13 protein-coding genes are annotated in these 16,441 nt (G+C 69.1%); all 13 read right to left on the reverse strand.

What is annotated here, in order from left to right:
* Window positions 1–20: 20 nt before the first annotated feature.
* The 13 genes from hpaD to ACFU6I_RS22080 all read right to left on the reverse strand — a co-directional run bounded on the left by hpaD (window position 21) and on the right by ACFU6I_RS22080 (window position 16,314).
* Window positions 21–1,034 (reverse strand): 3,4-dihydroxyphenylacetate 2,3-dioxygenase, encoded by a 1,014-nt coding sequence (hpaD, locus tag ACFU6I_RS22020; protein ID WP_384369307.1) that lies wholly within the window; start codon window positions 1,032–1,034, stop codon window positions 21–23.
* Window positions 1,031–2,518: a 5-carboxymethyl-2-hydroxymuconate semialdehyde dehydrogenase gene (hpaE, locus tag ACFU6I_RS22025; RefSeq protein WP_384369310.1), complete on the reverse strand. Its 1,488-nt coding sequence runs from the start codon at window positions 2,516–2,518 to the stop codon at window positions 1,031–1,033. Before hpaE ends, hpaD begins: the two co-directional genes overlap by 4 nt.
* The gene (gene dapA / locus ACFU6I_RS22030) at window positions 2,515–3,480 is read right to left on the reverse strand and encodes a 4-hydroxy-tetrahydrodipicolinate synthase (RefSeq protein WP_384369313.1); all 966 of its coding nucleotides are present in this window, start codon (window positions 3,478–3,480) and stop codon (window positions 2,515–2,517) included. Before dapA ends, hpaE begins: the two co-directional genes overlap by 4 nt.
* Window positions 3,477–4,922, reverse strand: a complete 1,446-nt coding sequence (locus ACFU6I_RS22035; protein WP_384369315.1) for a fumarylacetoacetate hydrolase family protein — start codon at window positions 4,920–4,922, stop codon at window positions 3,477–3,479. Before ACFU6I_RS22035 ends, dapA begins: the two co-directional genes overlap by 4 nt.
* On the reverse strand, window positions 4,922–6,550 hold the full coding sequence (gene hpaB / locus ACFU6I_RS22040) for a 4-hydroxyphenylacetate 3-monooxygenase, oxygenase component (protein ID WP_384369319.1): 1,629 nt from the start codon (window positions 6,548–6,550) through the stop codon (window positions 4,922–4,924). The genes ACFU6I_RS22035 and hpaB overlap by 1 nt, the downstream gene beginning before the upstream one ends.
* A 122-nt stretch (window positions 6,551–6,672) precedes the next feature.
* On the reverse strand, window positions 6,673–8,226 hold the full coding sequence (locus ACFU6I_RS22045; RefSeq protein ID WP_384369321.1) for a 4-hydroxyphenylacetate 3-hydroxylase N-terminal domain-containing protein: 1,554 nt from the start codon (window positions 8,224–8,226) through the stop codon (window positions 6,673–6,675).
* A 92-nt stretch (window positions 8,227–8,318) separates the two neighbouring features.
* Window positions 8,319–9,719, reverse strand: coding sequence for an acyl-CoA dehydrogenase family protein (locus ACFU6I_RS22050; protein ID WP_384369324.1), 1,401 nt, complete (start codon window positions 9,717–9,719; stop codon window positions 8,319–8,321).
* 210 nt (window positions 9,720–9,929) lie between these two features.
* Window positions 9,930–10,451: a flavin reductase family protein gene (locus ACFU6I_RS22055; RefSeq protein WP_384369327.1), complete on the reverse strand. Its 522-nt coding sequence runs from the start codon at window positions 10,449–10,451 to the stop codon at window positions 9,930–9,932.
* A gap of 322 nt (window positions 10,452–10,773) precedes the next feature.
* A complete protein-coding gene (locus ACFU6I_RS22060) occupies window positions 10,774–11,646 on the reverse strand; it encodes a catechol 1,2-dioxygenase (protein ID WP_384369329.1) in 873 nt (290 codons plus the stop codon).
* Between the two features lie 40 nt (window positions 11,647–11,686).
* On the reverse strand, window positions 11,687–12,538 hold the full coding sequence (locus ACFU6I_RS22065) for a fumarylacetoacetate hydrolase family protein (RefSeq protein ID WP_384369332.1): 852 nt from the start codon (window positions 12,536–12,538) through the stop codon (window positions 11,687–11,689).
* A 106-nt stretch (window positions 12,539–12,644) separates the two neighbouring features.
* A complete protein-coding gene (locus ACFU6I_RS22070) occupies window positions 12,645–13,382 on the reverse strand; it encodes a gamma-glutamyl-gamma-aminobutyrate hydrolase family protein (RefSeq protein ID WP_384369335.1) in 738 nt (245 codons plus the stop codon).
* Window positions 13,379–14,929: an aldehyde dehydrogenase gene (locus tag ACFU6I_RS22075; RefSeq protein ID WP_384369338.1), complete on the reverse strand. Its 1,551-nt coding sequence runs from the start codon at window positions 14,927–14,929 to the stop codon at window positions 13,379–13,381. Before ACFU6I_RS22075 ends, ACFU6I_RS22070 begins: the two co-directional genes overlap by 4 nt.
* Before the next feature lie 92 nt (window positions 14,930–15,021).
* Window positions 15,022–16,314, reverse strand: coding sequence for a glutamine synthetase family protein (locus ACFU6I_RS22080; protein ID WP_384369341.1), 1,293 nt, complete (start codon window positions 16,312–16,314; stop codon window positions 15,022–15,024).
* Window positions 16,315–16,441: the final 127 nt, after the last annotated feature.

Genomic DNA, 16,441 nt, shown 5'->3' on the forward strand with positions numbered 1-16,441 from the left:
GTGCCCGCCCCTTCGCTGAGTCAGCCCAGGCCGTCCGCGCCGACCTGTACGGCGGACTCGTCCAGCAGGGCGTCGGTCACGGGCAGCGGACGGCCGTCCAGGCCGAGCACCGGTGTGGCCTCCTTGTACCAGGACTCGATGACCGCGTTGCCCCAGAAGTCCCGGCGGCGGTCGTCGTGCACGTTCCACCGGTACGTCTCGTGGTCCGGGTCGCCCGTGTAGTAGTCGGAGGTGTAGATCTCCACACGGTGGCCGTCGGGGTCGCGCAGGTACAGGTAGAAGGCGTTGGAGACGCCGTGCCGTCCCGGGCCGCGTTCGATGTGGCGCTCCTTGCGCAGCGAGCCGAAGATGTCGGCGCAGCGCAGCACCTGGTGGGACTCGTGGGTGGCCACGCCCAGGTGGTGCAGGCGCGGCCCCGCGCCGCCGGTGAAGGCGACGTCGTGGACGGTCTGTTTGCGGTACATCCAGGCCGCGTACAGCTCGTGCTCGTCGCCCTCGATGGTCTCGGAGCAGCCGAAGCCGAGGGACTTGTAGTGGGCGTAGGCAGCGGGGATGTCGGAGGTGCAGATGTTGAAGTGGTCGAGGCGGGCGATCTCGGCGCCGTGGCGGATGTCGTAGCGCTGGATGAGGCGTTCGGCGTGCTCGATCTCGTGGAAGAACTCGACGGGAAAGCCGAGCGGGTCAATGACGCGTACAGCCTCGCCGACCCCGTGGGTGCCCTCGCCCTTCTTCAACCGCCGTACCGGGCGGCCGAGTCCGGTGAAGAACTTCTCGGCCTTGTCGACGTCGTCCGGGGTGCGCACGCGATAGGCGATGTGGTCGAGGGCGGCGAGGTCGCCCTTGCGCAGCACGAGGGAGTGGTGGGTCAGCTCGTCGGTGCCGCGCAGGTAGAGGGAGTCGGTGTCCTCGTACTGGACGTGGAAGCCGAGCATGTCGACCCAGAACCAGCGGGCGGCGCCGAGGTCGGTGACGGCGAGCTGGGCGTAGGAGGAACGGACGACATCAGGGGCTTGTGCAGTGCTGGACGCGTTCATGAGGAAGCTCCGAAGCGGGGCGTGTGGACGTCGCCGAGCGCGACGTGCACGATCTTCGATTCGGTGTAGAAGTCGATGCTGTGGGCGCCGCCCTCGCGGCCGACGCCGGAGGCCTTGACCCCGCCGAACGGGGTCCGCAGGTCGCGTACGTTGTGCGAGTTGATCCAGACCATGCCGGAATCGACGGCGTGCGCGATGCGATGGCCGCGCTTGAGGTCCGAGGTCCAGATGTACGCCGCCAGGCCGTACCGCGTGGCGTTCGCGAGCTCGACGGCTTCGGACTCGTCGTCGAACGGGGCGACGGCGACGACCGGGCCGAAGATCTCCTCCTGGAAGATACGGGCGTCGCGTTCGACGTCGGCGAAGACGGTCGGCTGGAGGTAGTTGCCTTCGGCGAGGTGCTCCGGCCGGGTGCCGCCCGCGATGAGGCGAGCCTCCTTCTTGCCGATCTCGACGTAGCTCAGGACGCGTGCGTAGTGCTCCGTGTGGACCAGCGCGCCCACTTCGGTGGCGGGGTCGGAGGGGAGTCCGACGCGTACACGGGAGGCCCGCTCCGCGAGGCGGCGCGTGAAATCCTCGTACAGCGGACGCTCGACGAGAACCCGTGAACCGGCGGTGCACCGCTCCCCGTTGAGCGAGAACACGCCGAACACCACCGAGTCGAGGGCGGCTTCGACATCGGCGTCGGCGAAGACGACGACGGGGGACTTGCCGCCCAGTTCCATCGAGGTGGTCTTCAGGTGCTGGGCGGAGGAGCGGATGATGTGGCGGCCGGTGTCGGTCGAGCCGGTGAAGGAGATCAGTGGTACGCCGGGGTGGTCGACCAGGGCCTGGCCCGCTTCCTCGCCGATGCCGTGGACGATGTTCACGACACCGGCCGGCACCCCGGCCTCCTCGAAGATCTCCGGCCAGAGCGAGGCCGACAGCGGGGTCCACTCGGCCGGCTTGAGGACGAGGGTGCAGCCGGAAGCCAGCGCCGGAGACAACTTCCAGCTCTCCAGCATGAACGGGGTGTTCCACGGCGTGATCAGCCCGGCGACCCCGACCGGCGTGCGCACCACATAGCTGAACTGGTCGTCGCCCTGCCGGAAGGCCTCCTCGCCGAGCGCCACCATGACGTCCGCGAAGTAGCGGAAGTTCTCGGCGGCTCGACGCGCCTGGCCGCGCGCCTGGGTGATGGGCAGTCCCGAGTCGTACGACTCGAGGGTCGCCAGCCGGTCGTGGCGGGCCTCGACGGCGTCGGCGATGCGGTTCAGTACGATGGCGCGATCGCGGTTGGACATGCCCGACCAGGCGGGGAAGGCGGTCCGCGCGGCGGAGACGGCCCGCTCGACATCGGCCGCAGATCCGCGTGAGGCCTGCGCATACGCCGAGTTGGAGACAGGGTCGGAGACATCGAATGTGCGGCCGTCGTCGGCGTCGACGAGTTCGCCGCCGATCCAGTGCCGGATGACGGAGGGCAGGCCCTCGGGGGTGGTGCTCACTCGGCTGCTCCGATCTGCCGGTCCTGATGGGCCCGCTGGGTTTTGATCTGCTGCGTCAGGTCGCCGCCCTCGGCGAGCAGCGCGCGGATCTTCGCCAGGCCCGCGTCCGTCGGAGCGGTGAGCGGTGGCCGGACGTGAGGAGAGGAGATACGGCCCTGCTGGTGCAGCACCCACTTCGCGGGCGCCGGGTTCGTCTCGACGAAGAGGAGGTCGACGAGGGGGTGGAGGCGGTAGTGCAGGTCACGAGCGGCGTCGAACTCGCCCGCCTCCCACAGCTCGTACATCCGTGCCACCGCGGACGGCGCGAGGTTGGCCACCGCGCTGACGAACCCCGCTCCGCCGAGCGCGAGCAGCGGCAGGCACAGCAGCTCGATGCCGGACCACACCAGCAACGATCGTCCGCAGGCGTGCAGGACACGGGAGAAGTGCTCGAAGTCCTTCGTCGTCTCCTTCACACCGACGAAGTTGTCGAAGTCGGTGAACAGCCGCTTCACCGTCTCCGGCGCGATGTCGACCGCCGTGCGGGACGGCACGTTGTATGCGACGATCGGCAGGTCCGGGAACTCGCGGGCCACCGTGGCATACCACTGGTACAGCGCCTCCTGCGTGGGGCGTGCGTAGTAAGGGGTGATGACGAGGGCCGCGTCGGCTCCCAACTCCCGTGCCGCTGCGGTGATTTCGAGTGTCTCGTCGAGCTTGTGGGAGCCGGTGCCGGGCAGGAACGGCACTCGGTCACCGATCTCCTCGACCGCCGTGCGCATGGCCTCGATCCGTTCGGCCCCGCTCTGCGCGCTGGGCTCGCCGGTTGACCCGCCCAGCGAGATGCCATGCGAACCGGACTCGAGCTGGAAGCGGATCAGGGACCGCAGGCCGGCCTGGTCGACGGCGCCCTCCGCGGTGAACGGGGTGACGACTGGGGCGATGGACCCGCGGATGGTGGAGGGGTCACTGCGGAACTTCATGCGGATTCTCCTTGCGTGCTCTGCTGCTTGCGCCATTGCTCGTACGGCTCGCGCCAGTCGGGTCCGAGCGGATACAGCCCGTCGATGCCGTGCCCCGCCTGCACCTGCTCGGTGATGAACCGCTCCTGCATCTCCTGCTCCCGGCAGTCGGCGATGAGCTCGCCGGCGAGGTCGGGTGGGACGACGACCACGCCGTCCGCGTCGCCGACGAGCAGGTCGCCGGGCTGGACGAGCGCTCCGCCGCAGGCGATGGGTACTCCCGTGTCCCACGGCACGTGGCGGCGGCCGAGCACCGAAGGGTGTTCTCCGCCGTGGTGAACGGGCAGGCCGAGCGCGGTGACGGCGGCGCTGTCGCGCAGGCCTCCGTCGGTCACGATCCCGGCCGCGCCCCGCTGCTGGGCGCGCAGCGCCAGGACGTCGCCGAGCGTTCCGGCGGAGGTGTCCCGGCGCGCGTCCATGACCAGCACCTGGCCCGGCCGCAGCTCCTCGATCGCCCGCTTCTGGGCGTTCATTCCGGTGCCGTATTGCTTGAACAGGTCCTCGCGCAGCGGCAGATAGCGCAGGGTGTGGGCGACGCCGACCATCGTCGTCAACGGCTGTGTGGGACGTACGCCGTCGATGGACATGTGCGGCAGACCGCGCCCCCGCAGCTGCGCGCTGATCGTGGCGACGGCCACCGAGCGCAGCCCTTCCTCGATGTGCTTGTCCAGTAGGGGCTCGGGCGCGTAGGCAGTGCCGTACGCGGCCTCGCGCTCCACGGGATCGGCCTTGGGCATCGCACCGTACGTCTCCAGCACGGGACCGGCGGCGATCGGGGTGCGGAGGCGTCCGGTGGACAGCCCGCCGCCCGTGACCTCGACCTCCACCAGGTCGCCGGGTGAGACGACGGACGCTCCGGCGGGAGTGCCCGTCAGGATCACGTCGCCGGGTTCCAGGGTGACCAGCCGCGACAGGTCGGCGATCAGCTGCCCGAAGGGGAAGAGGAGGGTGTCCGTGGTGTCGTCCTGCACCGGTTCGCCGTTGACCCAGGTCCGCAGACGCAGCGCGGCGGGGTCGAGCCGACGCGCATCCAGCAGCCGTGGGCCTATCGGAGTGAAGCCGTCGGCGCCCTTGGAGCGGAGGTTGGAGCCACGGTCGGCGTACCGCAGGTCGTACACCCCCGCGTCGTTGGCCGCGGTCACCCACCGCACGTGCTTCCAGCCGTCCTCCGGTCGCACACGCTGGGCGCGCGCACCGATGACGAGTGCGATCTCGCCCTCGAAGCCGAGGAGTTCGCACCCCTCGGGCCGGGCGATCGCCTCCTGGGTGCCGGCGAGGGATGACGGCGGTTTGAGGAAGTAGGAAGGCTGGGCGGGGATCCGGCCGCGCTCCTTCGCCCTGCTGGGATAGTTGAGGTGGATCGCGATGATCTTCGAAGGAGGACTCCCCAGCGGATGCGTCATCAGGGACGCTCCAGGAACGCCTGAACCTTGGCCTTGTAGGGCTCACGGTCGTACGACTTCACGTACGCGCCGGCCATCCGCACCGGGTCGCCGAAGAAGTAGTACTCGTACAGCGCCTGGCGGCTGGAGAACGCGGAGATGCAGGTGTCCCACACCAGGCGGAACAGCTTCACGCGCTCCGGTCCGGTGAGCGTCGCCGACTGGAGGTACGCCTCGATGTCGGCGGCCGCGGGGCCCGTGATGTCGAGCTCGGTGGGGGTGGCCATGAGGCCTGAGGCGCCGAGCTTGCGCAGGATCTGCGGGAAGCGCTGGTACAGCTTGGGATACAGGTTGCGGGCGGCGTTGAGCGGGGCGAATGCGGGTGTGAGGACCCCGTATTCGTTGACTTCGGCGTCGGCCTCTGCTGCCCGCAGGAACGCGCGCAGCATTTCCAGCGTGGCGATGATCTCGGCGACGTCCTCCTGGACGTGCTGGAAATGCTCGATGCCGATGGCCTCCGTGAGGAGGGAGACCAGGCCGAGGATGTACTCGGTCTTCGCGGTGGTGCGGGTGACGACCTGGTGGGTCATGTGCACCACTGACGACGTCTGCGAGTAGAAGCCGTTGCACAGCTCGGCGTCACCGAGGGCGAAGCAGCGCTCGTACGGCACATGCACGTCGTCGAAGACGACGACGCAGTCCGACTCCTCGAAGCGTGAGGCGAGCGGGTGGTCGTGGCGCGGGCGGTCGTGGTCGAGGGGCTCGCGGGCGACGTAGCGCAGGCCGGGGGTGTCGTTGGGGATGGCGAAGGCGAACGAGTACGGCTTGTCCTCCGGCGTGCCGCGCAGCACCGTCGACGGGAAGACCAGCATCTCGTCTGCGAAGGGCGCGATGGTGGCGAGCATCCGGGCACCGCGGATCACCACGCCGTTGTCGTCCTCCCGCACGATCCGCGCTGCGAGCTTGCCGCCGACCTGCTGAGTCCCCGCGACCGACCGGTTGACCTGCGGCGGGATCAACGTGTGCGTGCACAGAAGGTCCTCCTCGCGAACCTTCTCGTAGTAGCGGCGAATGTTCTCGCCGAAGTCCGGGTTCGCCTGCGCGAACCAGTCGGCGGCCGAGGCGAGGGCCATCAGCGAGCTGTTCATGTAGTCGCCGGTGCGGCCGAGCATGCCGTTGCTGTGGTCGGCCCACACCTTGAACGCCTTGCGGCGCTTGACCAGGTCGTCGGCCGTCTTCGGGGCGAGGAAGGAGGTGCCGACCGGGTTGCCGGACGTGGGGGAGGTGTAGGTGAGAACGTCCTTGTGCTCGTCCGAGTGCTGAAGGTCGTACAACTCGGCGTAGGTGCGGACCACGTTGCGGAACGCGGGGTGGTCCTGAACGCCGCCGGTGACGGTCTCGCCCTGGATGTGCACGACGGGGCGGGAGGCGGAGAGTCGTTCGAGGTATTCCTTGCCGGTGCGGGCAGGCATGTGCGGTCTCCTGGACAGAGTGCGGTAAGGGAAGAAGAGGTGCTCGATACCGTCGGTGGACTCGACGGCGGTGCCGAAGCGGCTCCGGGCATGAGCAAAGGCGTCGCCCTCGCAAATGCCGAGGTCGGTGACGCGCCCGAGGACCAGGGTGTGATCCCGCCGTCGTACGAGCGCCACGGCTCGCACTGCACCCGGGCGAGCGGGCTCAGCCGATGTGCGAAGCGGAAACCATGGCCTTGCGCCTGAACGAATCGCTGCCGGCGGTAGGGCCCTCCGGCAGCGGGTTCGGTGGCTTCAGTTCAGCGGCGGATGGTGGTCACGTCAGAGGGCGTGATCAGATGCGGGACGGTCCATCCCTTGAGGTCGTAGTCGGACATGAAGCCCTCCGCGTAGCCGCGAGCACGTTCCAGGCCGCCGTTCCTCTGGGCGAGGCCGAGGATGTCCAGGTAGGTCTTCTCCGGCTGGCCCCAGTAGTTGAGCTCGTACAGTTCGTGCCGGGAGCCGAATTCACTGCCGATCGAGTCCCACAGCGCCTTCATGACCTTCGAACGGTCCAGTGCGGTCCTGCCGCCTGACCCGCGCAGGAAGCGGTCGAGGTACGGTCGCACCTCGGGGGTGTCGAAGTCGATGGCGTTGGAGTTCAGGTAGATCAGCCCCGAGGCGATGATCGTCTCGACGATCTGTTTCATCCGGGTGTACATCCCCGGGGTGAGCGCGGCGAAGGCGAAGGCGAACTCCGGGGACGGGGCCATCGCCCCGCCGAAGCCGGGCCTGGCGTCCTCGATCATGCCGGCGTTGAGGCCGGCCACCATGTGGCGGAACGCCATGATCTCGCCCAGTCCCGCCTGAACCCCGCGGAACTGCCCGGAGCCGGTGATGTCCAGCGCCTTGCTGACCAGCCCGGTGATGAAGTCGAGCTTGACCATCAGCCGGGACGACGCCTGGAGCGCTGCCCTGCCACTCCAGTCCGCTTCCTCGTTGAACCGGGTGACCTTCTGGGGGTCGTAGACCAGCACGTTCTCCCACGGGATCAGTGCGCGGTCGAGGACGATGATCGAGTCGTTCTCGTCGTAGCGGCTCGACAGCGGGTAGTCGAACGGGCCGGCGGCCTTGGCGGCGACCGCCTCGTAGGACGCCCGCGAGAAGAACTTCACGCCCTGCCCACCGGTCGGCGCCATGAAGATGAGAGCGAACTCCTTCTTGCCCAGTGTCGCGCCGAAGTGCGAGATGAAGACGTACTGGGTCAGGGGGGACCCGGTCGCCACGACCTTGGCGCCACTGACGATCAGGCCGTTGTCGGTCTCCTCCTCGACATGGATGAAGACGTCGCCGACCTCCTCGACACCCTTGTCACGGTCGACCGGAGGGTGCACGATCGCGTGCCCGATGTGCAGCACGTCCTCCTGCGCCCGGCGGTACCAGCGCTCCGCGTTGGCCGCGTACTCGCCGAAGAAATCGGGATCGGCGCCGAGCGTGGTCAGCAAGGCCGCCTTGTAGTCGGGTGTGCGGCCCATCCAGCCGTGCACCAGCTCCTGCCAGCCCAGGACTGCGTCGCGTCCGGCTCGCAGCTCGTCCTTGGTACGCGGGGTCTTGAAGAACGCGTGGGTGTATCCGTCGTTGCCGGTGTCGGTCGGTGCGACCAGCTTCGTGTTCCGGTCCGGGTCGTGCAGGGCGTCGTAGAGCCGGGCGATCGACCGCGCCGAGTTGCGGTAGGCCGGGTGGGTCGTCACATCCTCGATGCGGTCGCCGTAGATCCAGACCTCGCGGTCGTCGCGGAGGCTCTCCAGGTACTCCTCGCCCGTCTGCGGGCGGGCGGTTTTCGTGGCTGTGCGGGGAAGTGCTGCGGTGGTCACGGGGTGCTCCTTGCAACGTCTGTGAGAGGGGGCGGGCGTCTCTGTGTGGCCGGTCCGGGCGCGACGGGATGGTCCGGGGCGGGGCGAGACGGTCAGCCGACCGCGGTGGGCACGGCAGGGGTGTCGTCCTCGTGCGCCGCGGCGCGGTCGGACGCCTGTGCCTCGTCGAAGGCGGCCTGTCCGGCGAAGTGGTAGGCCATGGCCGGCGCCGCGAAGAACTGGAATTGGTCGGCGCGGCTCTGGGTGGTCCAGATGTCGCGGAAGTAGCGCTGCAGGGGCTGGCCGTCGGCGGAGATACCGGTGCCCGCCGTGCGGATCAGCGACTGCAAGGCCTCCCACACCAGCTCCTCCACCACGAAGTAGAGGTTGTTCAGGCGCATCGCGCGAGCCCCGTCGAAGGCTTCGGTGCCGTCCGCCGAGCGCGCCGCGTACTCCTCGTAGAGCTGACCGGCCCGGATCAGCGCGGCCGACGCGGCGTCGATCTGTGCCATTGCCATGCCGAGCACGCGACGCCAGTCGGTGGAGTCGGCGCGGAGCACGTCGCCGTCCACGAAGGGGGCCTTGGTGGTACGGATGATGCGCTCGTACTCGTCCAGTGCCGCGTAACCGAGACCGACCGCCGCCGCCGCCACCTCGCCCTCGGCGAAACCCATGAACACGCCCGAGTAGGCGCGGTTGCCGTGGATGCCGTAGCCGACGCTTGGGCCGTCGGCGTCGGTGGTCCAGGTCTCCGCGCAGACCCGCTCGTAAGGAACGAAGACGTCCGCCATCGTGATGCTGTTGGACCCGCTGCCGCGCATGCCGATGACCCGGCCCCAGTCGTCCAGCACCGTGTAGTCCTCACGGTCGATGACCGCCCAGGCGCGGAACTCCTCCTCGGTCTCGGTGGCGGGCACCACGATGGTCGGGAAGAAGTGGGTCGAGTACGGCGCGCCCGAGCAGTACCGCCAGGTGCCCGAGATCAGATAGCCGTCCTCGGTGTGCTTGACCGTCGCCGAGCGAGGGTTGCCGCTGGCCGGAGCGATCATGTAGCCGTGCTTGCCGAAGACCGACTTCTGGGCCTCCTCGCTCCAGTACGAGGACAGGGTCAGGGTGTGCGCGGCCGACAACGACAGGCACCACGCGGTGGACGGGCAGCCACGGGCGACCTCCGAGATCACCGCGAAGAAGGCCGGGACTCCCAACTCGAGACCGCCGAACCGGCTGGGCAGCAGGACCTTGTAGAAGCCGTGTTCAAGCAAGTAGGCGTGCACCTCGGCCGAGTACTGGCCGTCGGCTTCGGTCTGGGCCTGGCGCTCGCGCAGCAGCGGCCGGATCTCCCGTGCTCGGTCGAGGAGCCGCTGCAACTCGGTGCGTATCCGCGGGTCCTGCTCGGTGACGACGGTCTGGCTGTACGGGCCCTGAAGGCCGGGCTCCGAGATGAGGGGAGCCGTGCCGGTGATGTTCTGCGAAGCCGCCGGGTTCGCGAACGGCGCGGCCTTGGCTCGTGTCATGGGGAACGTCCCTTCGAGAACGGGTGGGTGCTGCAAGGTTCTTGAGCGGTGAGGCAAGTTTCTTCAGGGGCCACGAACCGGGACCATATGGTTCGGGCCAGCGTTTACCCCGCTGCTTGTGCGTCGGGCACAGCCGCCCCGCCGGACACCGGGGGCGGTTGGAGGGCACAGGGCACGGAAGCGTGGCTGCCGTGACCGATGGGGACGCCCTCAGAGCGAGGCAGGCGCGGCGAAACCACCCCGGACGAACACCAGTGCGTCTGAGTCGCGGGACGTCTCCACGGCCAGTACCCGTCCGATCACCAGGTCGTGGTCGCCCGCCTCGTGCACGGTGTCGATCTCGCAGGTCAGCCAGGCCAACGAGCCCTCCACCATGGGCAGTCCGTGGGGACCCGGGCTCCACGTGACGTGGTCGAACCGGTCGGCCGCCGCAGAGGAGAAGTTCCGGCAGTGGGTGGCCTGGTCGCTGGCGAGTACGTTGACGGCGAATCGTCCCTGGCTGCGGATCGCGGCCCAGGTGAACGAGGACTTCATCACGCAGAAGGACACCAGAGTCGGCTCCAGAGAGACGGAGACGAAGGATCCGATGGTGAGTCCCAGGGGGGCACCGTCCGGGCCGGCGGCCGTGACGATGGTCACCGGGGTCGGGATCATACGCATGGTCGCGCGGAACGCGGCCGGGTCCACCTCTTTCTGCGCCGCATCGGCGGCGACGAGGGTCTCGGTTGTCATGGCAGCCTCCAGATCATCGGGACAAGGGATGCTTCGCGGGAAGCCTCGGAAGGCAACGGGATGCCTCAGAAGGCGGAAGTGCGGCTTCGCGGGCGTTCGCCTGCGTCGAAGCGTGTGCGTCCAGCCTGATGGACACTGTGCAGCCGCGTCGATGTACCCGGTACGCAAGGCTTGCGGCGCGGTTGTGCGGCGGAACAGTGCGGGGGTCGGTTGCCCAAGACGGCAGCGACCGCGGGGTGTTGAGAGTGGCGGCCGCCCCGAGTGCGCGAACGCGAGCGGCCGCCGGCGTGAACGCCGACGGCCGCACAGCTGCGTCCCGCTGTCATGACGAGGCGGTCGGCGGGTCGAACCACATGTGGATCTGACCGGTGCCGAGCGCGTTCTCGTACGCGCTGAACCTGCGTCCCCGCCACTCCCAGGACTCCCCACCCATGGCCGAGGCCATCATCAGGTAGTGCCCGAAGTTCGCCTCCGGCTTGAACTCCCGGAACTCCGGCATGGTGCGCAGGACGCTGGCGTGGTCTCCCTGCTCGAACCAGGCGATCCGCTCCTCGTCCGCCGCGCGGGCCTCGGCCGTGCGGATGAGCGCGGGATCGGCCGCCTCGTAGTTGTGCAGTACCGACAGCGGCCAGAACCGGTGGCTCATCGCACCGGAGGCGATGAGCAGCACCTTGCGGTCGAGTTGTGCGATGGCGTCGCCGACCGCCCGGCCGATCCTCATGTAGTCCTCGGTCTCGGCCGTCTGGCAGACACCGATCGATACCCAGGACTCGTCGTCCTTCTGCAGGTACTTCAGAAGGTTGATGGTCGGGTAGTGGACCGGGAGCAACGGGTCGTTGATCGCGGTACCGCGGGTGCCGTGCTTGTCGGCCAGTTCCGCGATCATGTGGGCGAGTTCGGGGTCCCCCGGGTAGTCGTAGTGGACCTGGCGCATGCCGCGCGGCAGTTCGTCGGAGGTGAACAACCCGGAGCGGTGCTCGTGGGCCGCGATGACGAACTCCACCGTGGTGGCCCAGTGGGAGTCGAAGACCAGGACCGTGTCGTAGTCGATCCGGTCGAGGACTTCGGCCTTGAGCCGGTGCAGTCCCGGGACGAGGCTGAAGTCCTCGCCGTTGTTGAGCTCCCGGCGTGTGGTTTCCGGAAGCATGATGGTGGCGACGTGTGACAACAGTGCGGCACCGACGACCTCGCCCATCACGGCCTCCTTTCCTAGGCGTTGATTGCAGTGGTGTTACTTACTTGCTGACGCAGGTGTTCCGGGTGCTGCCGATGCCGGGGATCTCGGTCTCCACGGTCCAGCCGTCCTGGAGGAACAGCTCCGGGGTACGGGACTCCCCGACGCCGCCGGTGGTGCCGGTGAAGATCAGGTCACCGGGCTCCAGGGTGACGAACCGGGACAGCCAGGCGATCTGCGTCGGTACGGAGAAGATGAAGTCGCTGGAGCGCGCGTACTGCACCTGCTCGCCGTTGACCCGGCAGGTCATCTCGATGTCGTCCCGGTCCGCCAGATCGTCGGGGGTGACCAGGAACGGTCCGGTCGGGCCGAAGGTGTCGTAGGACTTGGCCATCGAGAACTGCTTGATGGGCGGGCGGAACTGCTCGCCCCGGTCGGAGATGTCCTGGCCGCAGGTGACGCCCGCGATGACGTCCCAGGCCTCCGCCTCCGAGACCGCGGTGCAGCGCTTGCCGACGACGAGGACGATCTCGGCCTCGTAGTCGATCATGTTCCGGCCCTCCGGCAGGATCACGTTGTTGTACGGGCCGCAGATGGACGAGGGAAACTTCACCATCACGTGCGGCTCGTCCGGAATTGCCTTGCCCGACTCCTCGGCGTGCGAACGGTAGTTGAGAGCCAGCGCGATGACCTTGCCGGGCTTGGGGGTGGGCGCGCCGAGCAGGACCGGGTCCAGCACCGGAAGCGTCTCCGAGTCGGCGGCATCGGCCAGCTGTTGCAGCAGCTGGTGGTGGGCGAGGTCGGAGAGGACGGCCGGGTCCGGGCCCAGCTCGCCGGCCGACGCGGTGTGGACGTCCAGGACGCGGTCGCCGAGGATGATCGACGCACGGCCGCCGACATTGGCAAGTTGCATGAGAATGCTCCGGTTTCGTTCTGAGTGATGTGTCCGGCGGGCGCCGGAAGCTCGGTGGTGGCTGAGGGGCCGTGGTGCGCCGAGTCGTCGTCGCGGCTGCGGTGGATCAAGGAAGGCGGCTGTTCCGGTGTTGCCGGCTCGCCTCGGCCAGCGCGTCAAAGACCGCCTGGTTGGCCGGGTCCTCGGCGGCCAGGTCCTCCGGATGCCACTGCACCCCGAGGAACCAGCCGACGAGGTCGGCCGACTCGACCGCCTCGGGCACGCCGTCGTCGGCCCGGGCGGTGACGCGCAGCCGGGGCGCGAGCCGGTCGATCGCCTGGTGGTGGTAGCAGGAGATCTCCACCTTGTCGGCGGGCGCGCACAACGAGGCGAGCAGGACGCCGGGTTCGGGGACGATCGCCCGTCGCGTGTGTCGGTGCCCCTCGCCGATGTGCGGCCGCAGGGTTCCGCCGAGCACCGCGTTGACCACATGCAGGCCGCGGCAGATCGCGAGTGTCGGGACGCCCCGTTCCAGGGCCCATGAGGCCAGGGCGACATCGAAGGCGTCCTGGTCGGTGTCGACGTCGTAGAGCGCGTCGTGCTCCTCGTCGACGCCGTAGTGCGAGGGGTGCAGGTCGCCCCCGCCGGGCAACAGTACGGCATCGGCGAACGCGAATCGCGCGTCCAGGTCGTCAGAACGAGCTCCGGCATCGGGGTGGACGACCACCGGTTCGCCCCCCGCGCGCCACACCGACTCGACCAGAGCGCGGGCGGTCACCTCGGCGGCGTAGCGCAGAGCCGAGGCCGAGGAGGAGAAGCGGGCGGGAATGACGACGAGCGGACGGGCGTCCAGGACAGTACTCACAGCTGCATCCAGGTGGTCTTCAGTTCGGTGTACTTGTCCAGGGCGTGCGCGGACTTGTCGCGTCCGTTCCCGGACAGCCCGAACCCGCCGAAGGGGACACCCATGTCCCCCTCCTCGTAGCAGTTCACCCAGACCGTCCCGGCGCGCAGCCGCCGCGAAACGGTGTGCGCGGTGGACAGGTCCGAGGTCCACACCGCAGCCGCCAAGCCGTACTCGCAGTCGTTGGCGATCTCGACGGCCTCGTCCGTGCTGTCCACCACGGTCATGGCCAGCACCGGACCGAACACCTCGGTGCGGGCCAGCTCACTGTCGGGGGCGACATCGGTGAGGATCGTGGGCTCCAGCCAGTTCCCCCCGGCCGGCAGGCCGGCTCGGTCCGGTGCGTGGCTGCCCCCTGTCAGAAGACGGGCCCCGGCGGCCACGGCCCGGTCGATATATCCGCGCACCGAGGCCAGCTGAGCGGCGGTGGCGATCGGGCCCATCTCCACGGCGGGGTCCAGCGGGTCGCCCACAGGGACGGCGCGAGCGCCCCGCACCACGTTTTCGACGACCTCGTCGGCCAGATCGCGGTGGACGATCAGCCGAGAGCCGCAGGTGCACATCTGGCCGCTGTTGAAGGTGAAGGCCCATACCGCGGTGTCGACGGCCCTCTGCAGATCGGGGGCATCGGGAAGGATGATGTTGGGTGACTTGCCGCCCAGCTCGAGCCACACCCGCTTGAGATTGGAATCCGCGCCGTAGCGGGCGAACGCCCGTCCGGTGGCGGTCGACCCGGTGAACGCCAGGGCGTCAACTCCCGCGTGCAGACCCAGTGCCTGCCCGGCCACCGGCCCGGTTCCTGGTACGACGTTGAGAACGCCGGGCGGCAGACCGGCCTCGATAGCCAGCTGCGCCAGCCGGAGGATTGACAGTGGCGACTGTTCTGCCGGCTTGACCACCGTGGTACATCCGGCGATCAGTGCAGGGGCAAGCTTCCACATGGTCAGCGTGAGCGGAAAGTTCCACGGGGTGACGATTCCGACGACGCCGACCGGCTCGCGGGTGACCAGGGCGAGTGCCTGCGGGTCGGTGTCGCGTACCTCACCATGACCCTTGTCCGCGACTTCGGCATACCAGCGCAGGCAGTTGACGACCGCGCGCATCTCGATGTCCCGGCTGTGGGTGATCGGCTTGCCCATCTCCAGGGTGATGAGCAGCGCGAGTTCGTCACGGTGCTGCTCGGCCAGGTCGGCCAGTCGCAGCAGCACCGCGGCCCGTTCGCGGGGAGACATGCGGGGCCAGGGGCCGGAGTCGAAGGCCACCCGGGCGGCTCGCACGGCGTGGTCCACGGCAGCGTCGTCACCGGCGAAGACCCGGGTCAGTTCGTTTCCGTCACGGGGGCCGATCACCGGGAGGCTCCCGCCACCGGCGGAGAGCTCGGCACCGTCGACGATGGCGTTGGTCGGAAGGGGCAGCGTGGCGGCGCGCGCCAGCCACGTGGCACGCTCCGCCTCCGGCTCGGAGGGCTTCTGCGTATCGCCTGATGGCTGCTGGAGGACAGCTGTCATGTCGTCACCTGATCGGAGTAGGTAAGTCTTTGTCTGTGTCGCCACGGCTGCGCGCGGGGGACTGGGCCTTCGTCCACGGGGAGCGGCAGCGCTCAGAAGTGACGGCCGTAGTAGCGGAGTTCCCAGTCCGTCACGGCGGTGGCCCACTGCTCCCACTCCCACCGCTTGAGGGTGGTGAAGGTCCGCACCGCCTCAGGACCGAGCAGTTCCGTCAGTTCCACGTCAGCCTCCAAGGCGTCCAGCGCCTTGGACAGATTCGCCGGAGAGGTGGCCGTCGCAGCGCCGGTGTCGCGTGGGGCCGGGAGCTCCAGCCGGTTGCGGACGCCGAGCAGCGCGGCGGCCAGCACAGCCGCGGTCAGCAGGTACGGGTTGGCTCCACCGTCCGCGACCCGGTACTCCAGGCGGGTTGCCGCTCCACGCTCGCCCGGCACCCGCACGGCCGCCAGCCGGTGGTCAAGACCCCAGTTGCCACGGTGTCCGATGGCCCCGGGAAGCAGCCGCTTGTACGCGTTGACGTTCGGTGCCGCCACGGCACACAACGCGCGGTGGTGCGCCAGCACACCGGCAATCGCATGCCGCGCCGTGGGGGACAGACCGTACGGCTCGTCCGGGGCGTGGAACGCGTTGGTGCCGTCGGTCCCGGTCGCGCTGAGGTTCAGATGCAGACCGCTGCCGGCGAGCCCTGCGAAGGGTTTGCCGAGGAAGGTGATCCAGCGCCCCTCCCGGTGGGCCACCTCGCGGGCCAGCTCCCGGAAGAGGAAAGCCTCGTCGGCCGCAGCCAACGCGAGCTGGTGGTCGAGCACGACCTCGAGCTGACCCGGGTGGAACTCGCCGGTCAGCGCCTGCACGGACAGCCCGGCGGCGATGGCCGCCTCGTGGATCAGCCGACCGGTCCCGGACGGGTCGCCGCCGAGCCCGGAACCGTAGACGCGGTGCGCGGGCACCTCGACCGGCCGAAGCGAACGTCCCTCTGCGTCCGGAACGGCGGCCAGCTCGTAGAATTCCATCTCGAAACCGGCGACCGGAGACTGGCCGGTCTCCCGCTCCCACGCGGCCACCGCACGACGCAGCAGGCCGCGCGGATCCAGCTCGAACGACTCGAGTCCACCGATGCGGTGGAGGTCGGCGACGCCGATCCCGGTGTCCTCGTCCCAGCCGGGACGCAGGGTCGAGGGATCCAGCAGCGCCTCCATGTCGGGGCTGCCCACATCCTCGCCGTACCCCGCCACGAGATCGTCGCGCAGGTCGAGGGCCTGCGCCATCACCGTCATGCAGTAGTGCATCGGAGCCTTGGCTGCGACCGCCGGCACGGTGCGTCCGTGAGCGAGGCCGAGCAGGTCACAGAACAGCACCCGCGCTCGAGAGCTGCTCAACTCATAGGACACGTCGGTCTCCTGTGGGTGTGGATGTGGGTGGGGGCGAGGGGTGGGCGGCCTGGAATGCCTGCCTGGCGACAGGATGCGACGCAGGGCGGGCCGGTTGCGATGTGCTGGGGGACAGCACTGCCAGGTG

It is taken from the genome of Streptomyces sp. NPDC057486 (assembly GCF_042802415.1).
Lineage (GTDB): Bacteria > Actinomycetota > Actinomycetes > Streptomycetales > Streptomycetaceae > Streptomyces > Streptomyces yanii.

Bases quoted from the DNA above. Each gene is read 5' to 3' on its own strand.
- hpaD (WP_384369307.1), bottom strand. From the start codon at position 1,034: ATGAACGCGTCCAGCACTGCACAAGCCCCTGATGTCGTCCGTTCCTCC.
- dapA (WP_384369313.1), bottom strand. From the start codon at position 3,480: ATGAAGTTCCGCAGTGACCCCTCCACCATCCGCGGGTCCATCGCCCCA.
- ACFU6I_RS22035 (WP_384369315.1), bottom strand. From the start codon at position 4,922: ATGACGCATCCGCTGGGGAGTCCTCCTTCGAAGATCATCGCGATCCAC.
- ACFU6I_RS22050 (WP_384369324.1), bottom strand. From the start codon at position 9,719: ATGACACGAGCCAAGGCCGCGCCGTTCGCGAACCCGGCGGCTTCGCAG.
- ACFU6I_RS22055 (WP_384369327.1), bottom strand. From the start codon at position 10,451: ATGACAACCGAGACCCTCGTCGCCGCCGATGCGGCGCAGAAAGAGGTG.
- ACFU6I_RS22060 (WP_384369329.1), bottom strand. From the start codon at position 11,646: ATGGGCGAGGTCGTCGGTGCCGCACTGTTGTCACACGTCGCCACCATC.
- ACFU6I_RS22065 (WP_384369332.1), bottom strand. From the start codon at position 12,538: ATGCAACTTGCCAATGTCGGCGGCCGTGCGTCGATCATCCTCGGCGAC.
- ACFU6I_RS22075 (WP_384369338.1), bottom strand. From the start codon at position 14,929: ATGACAGCTGTCCTCCAGCAGCCATCAGGCGATACGCAGAAGCCCTCC.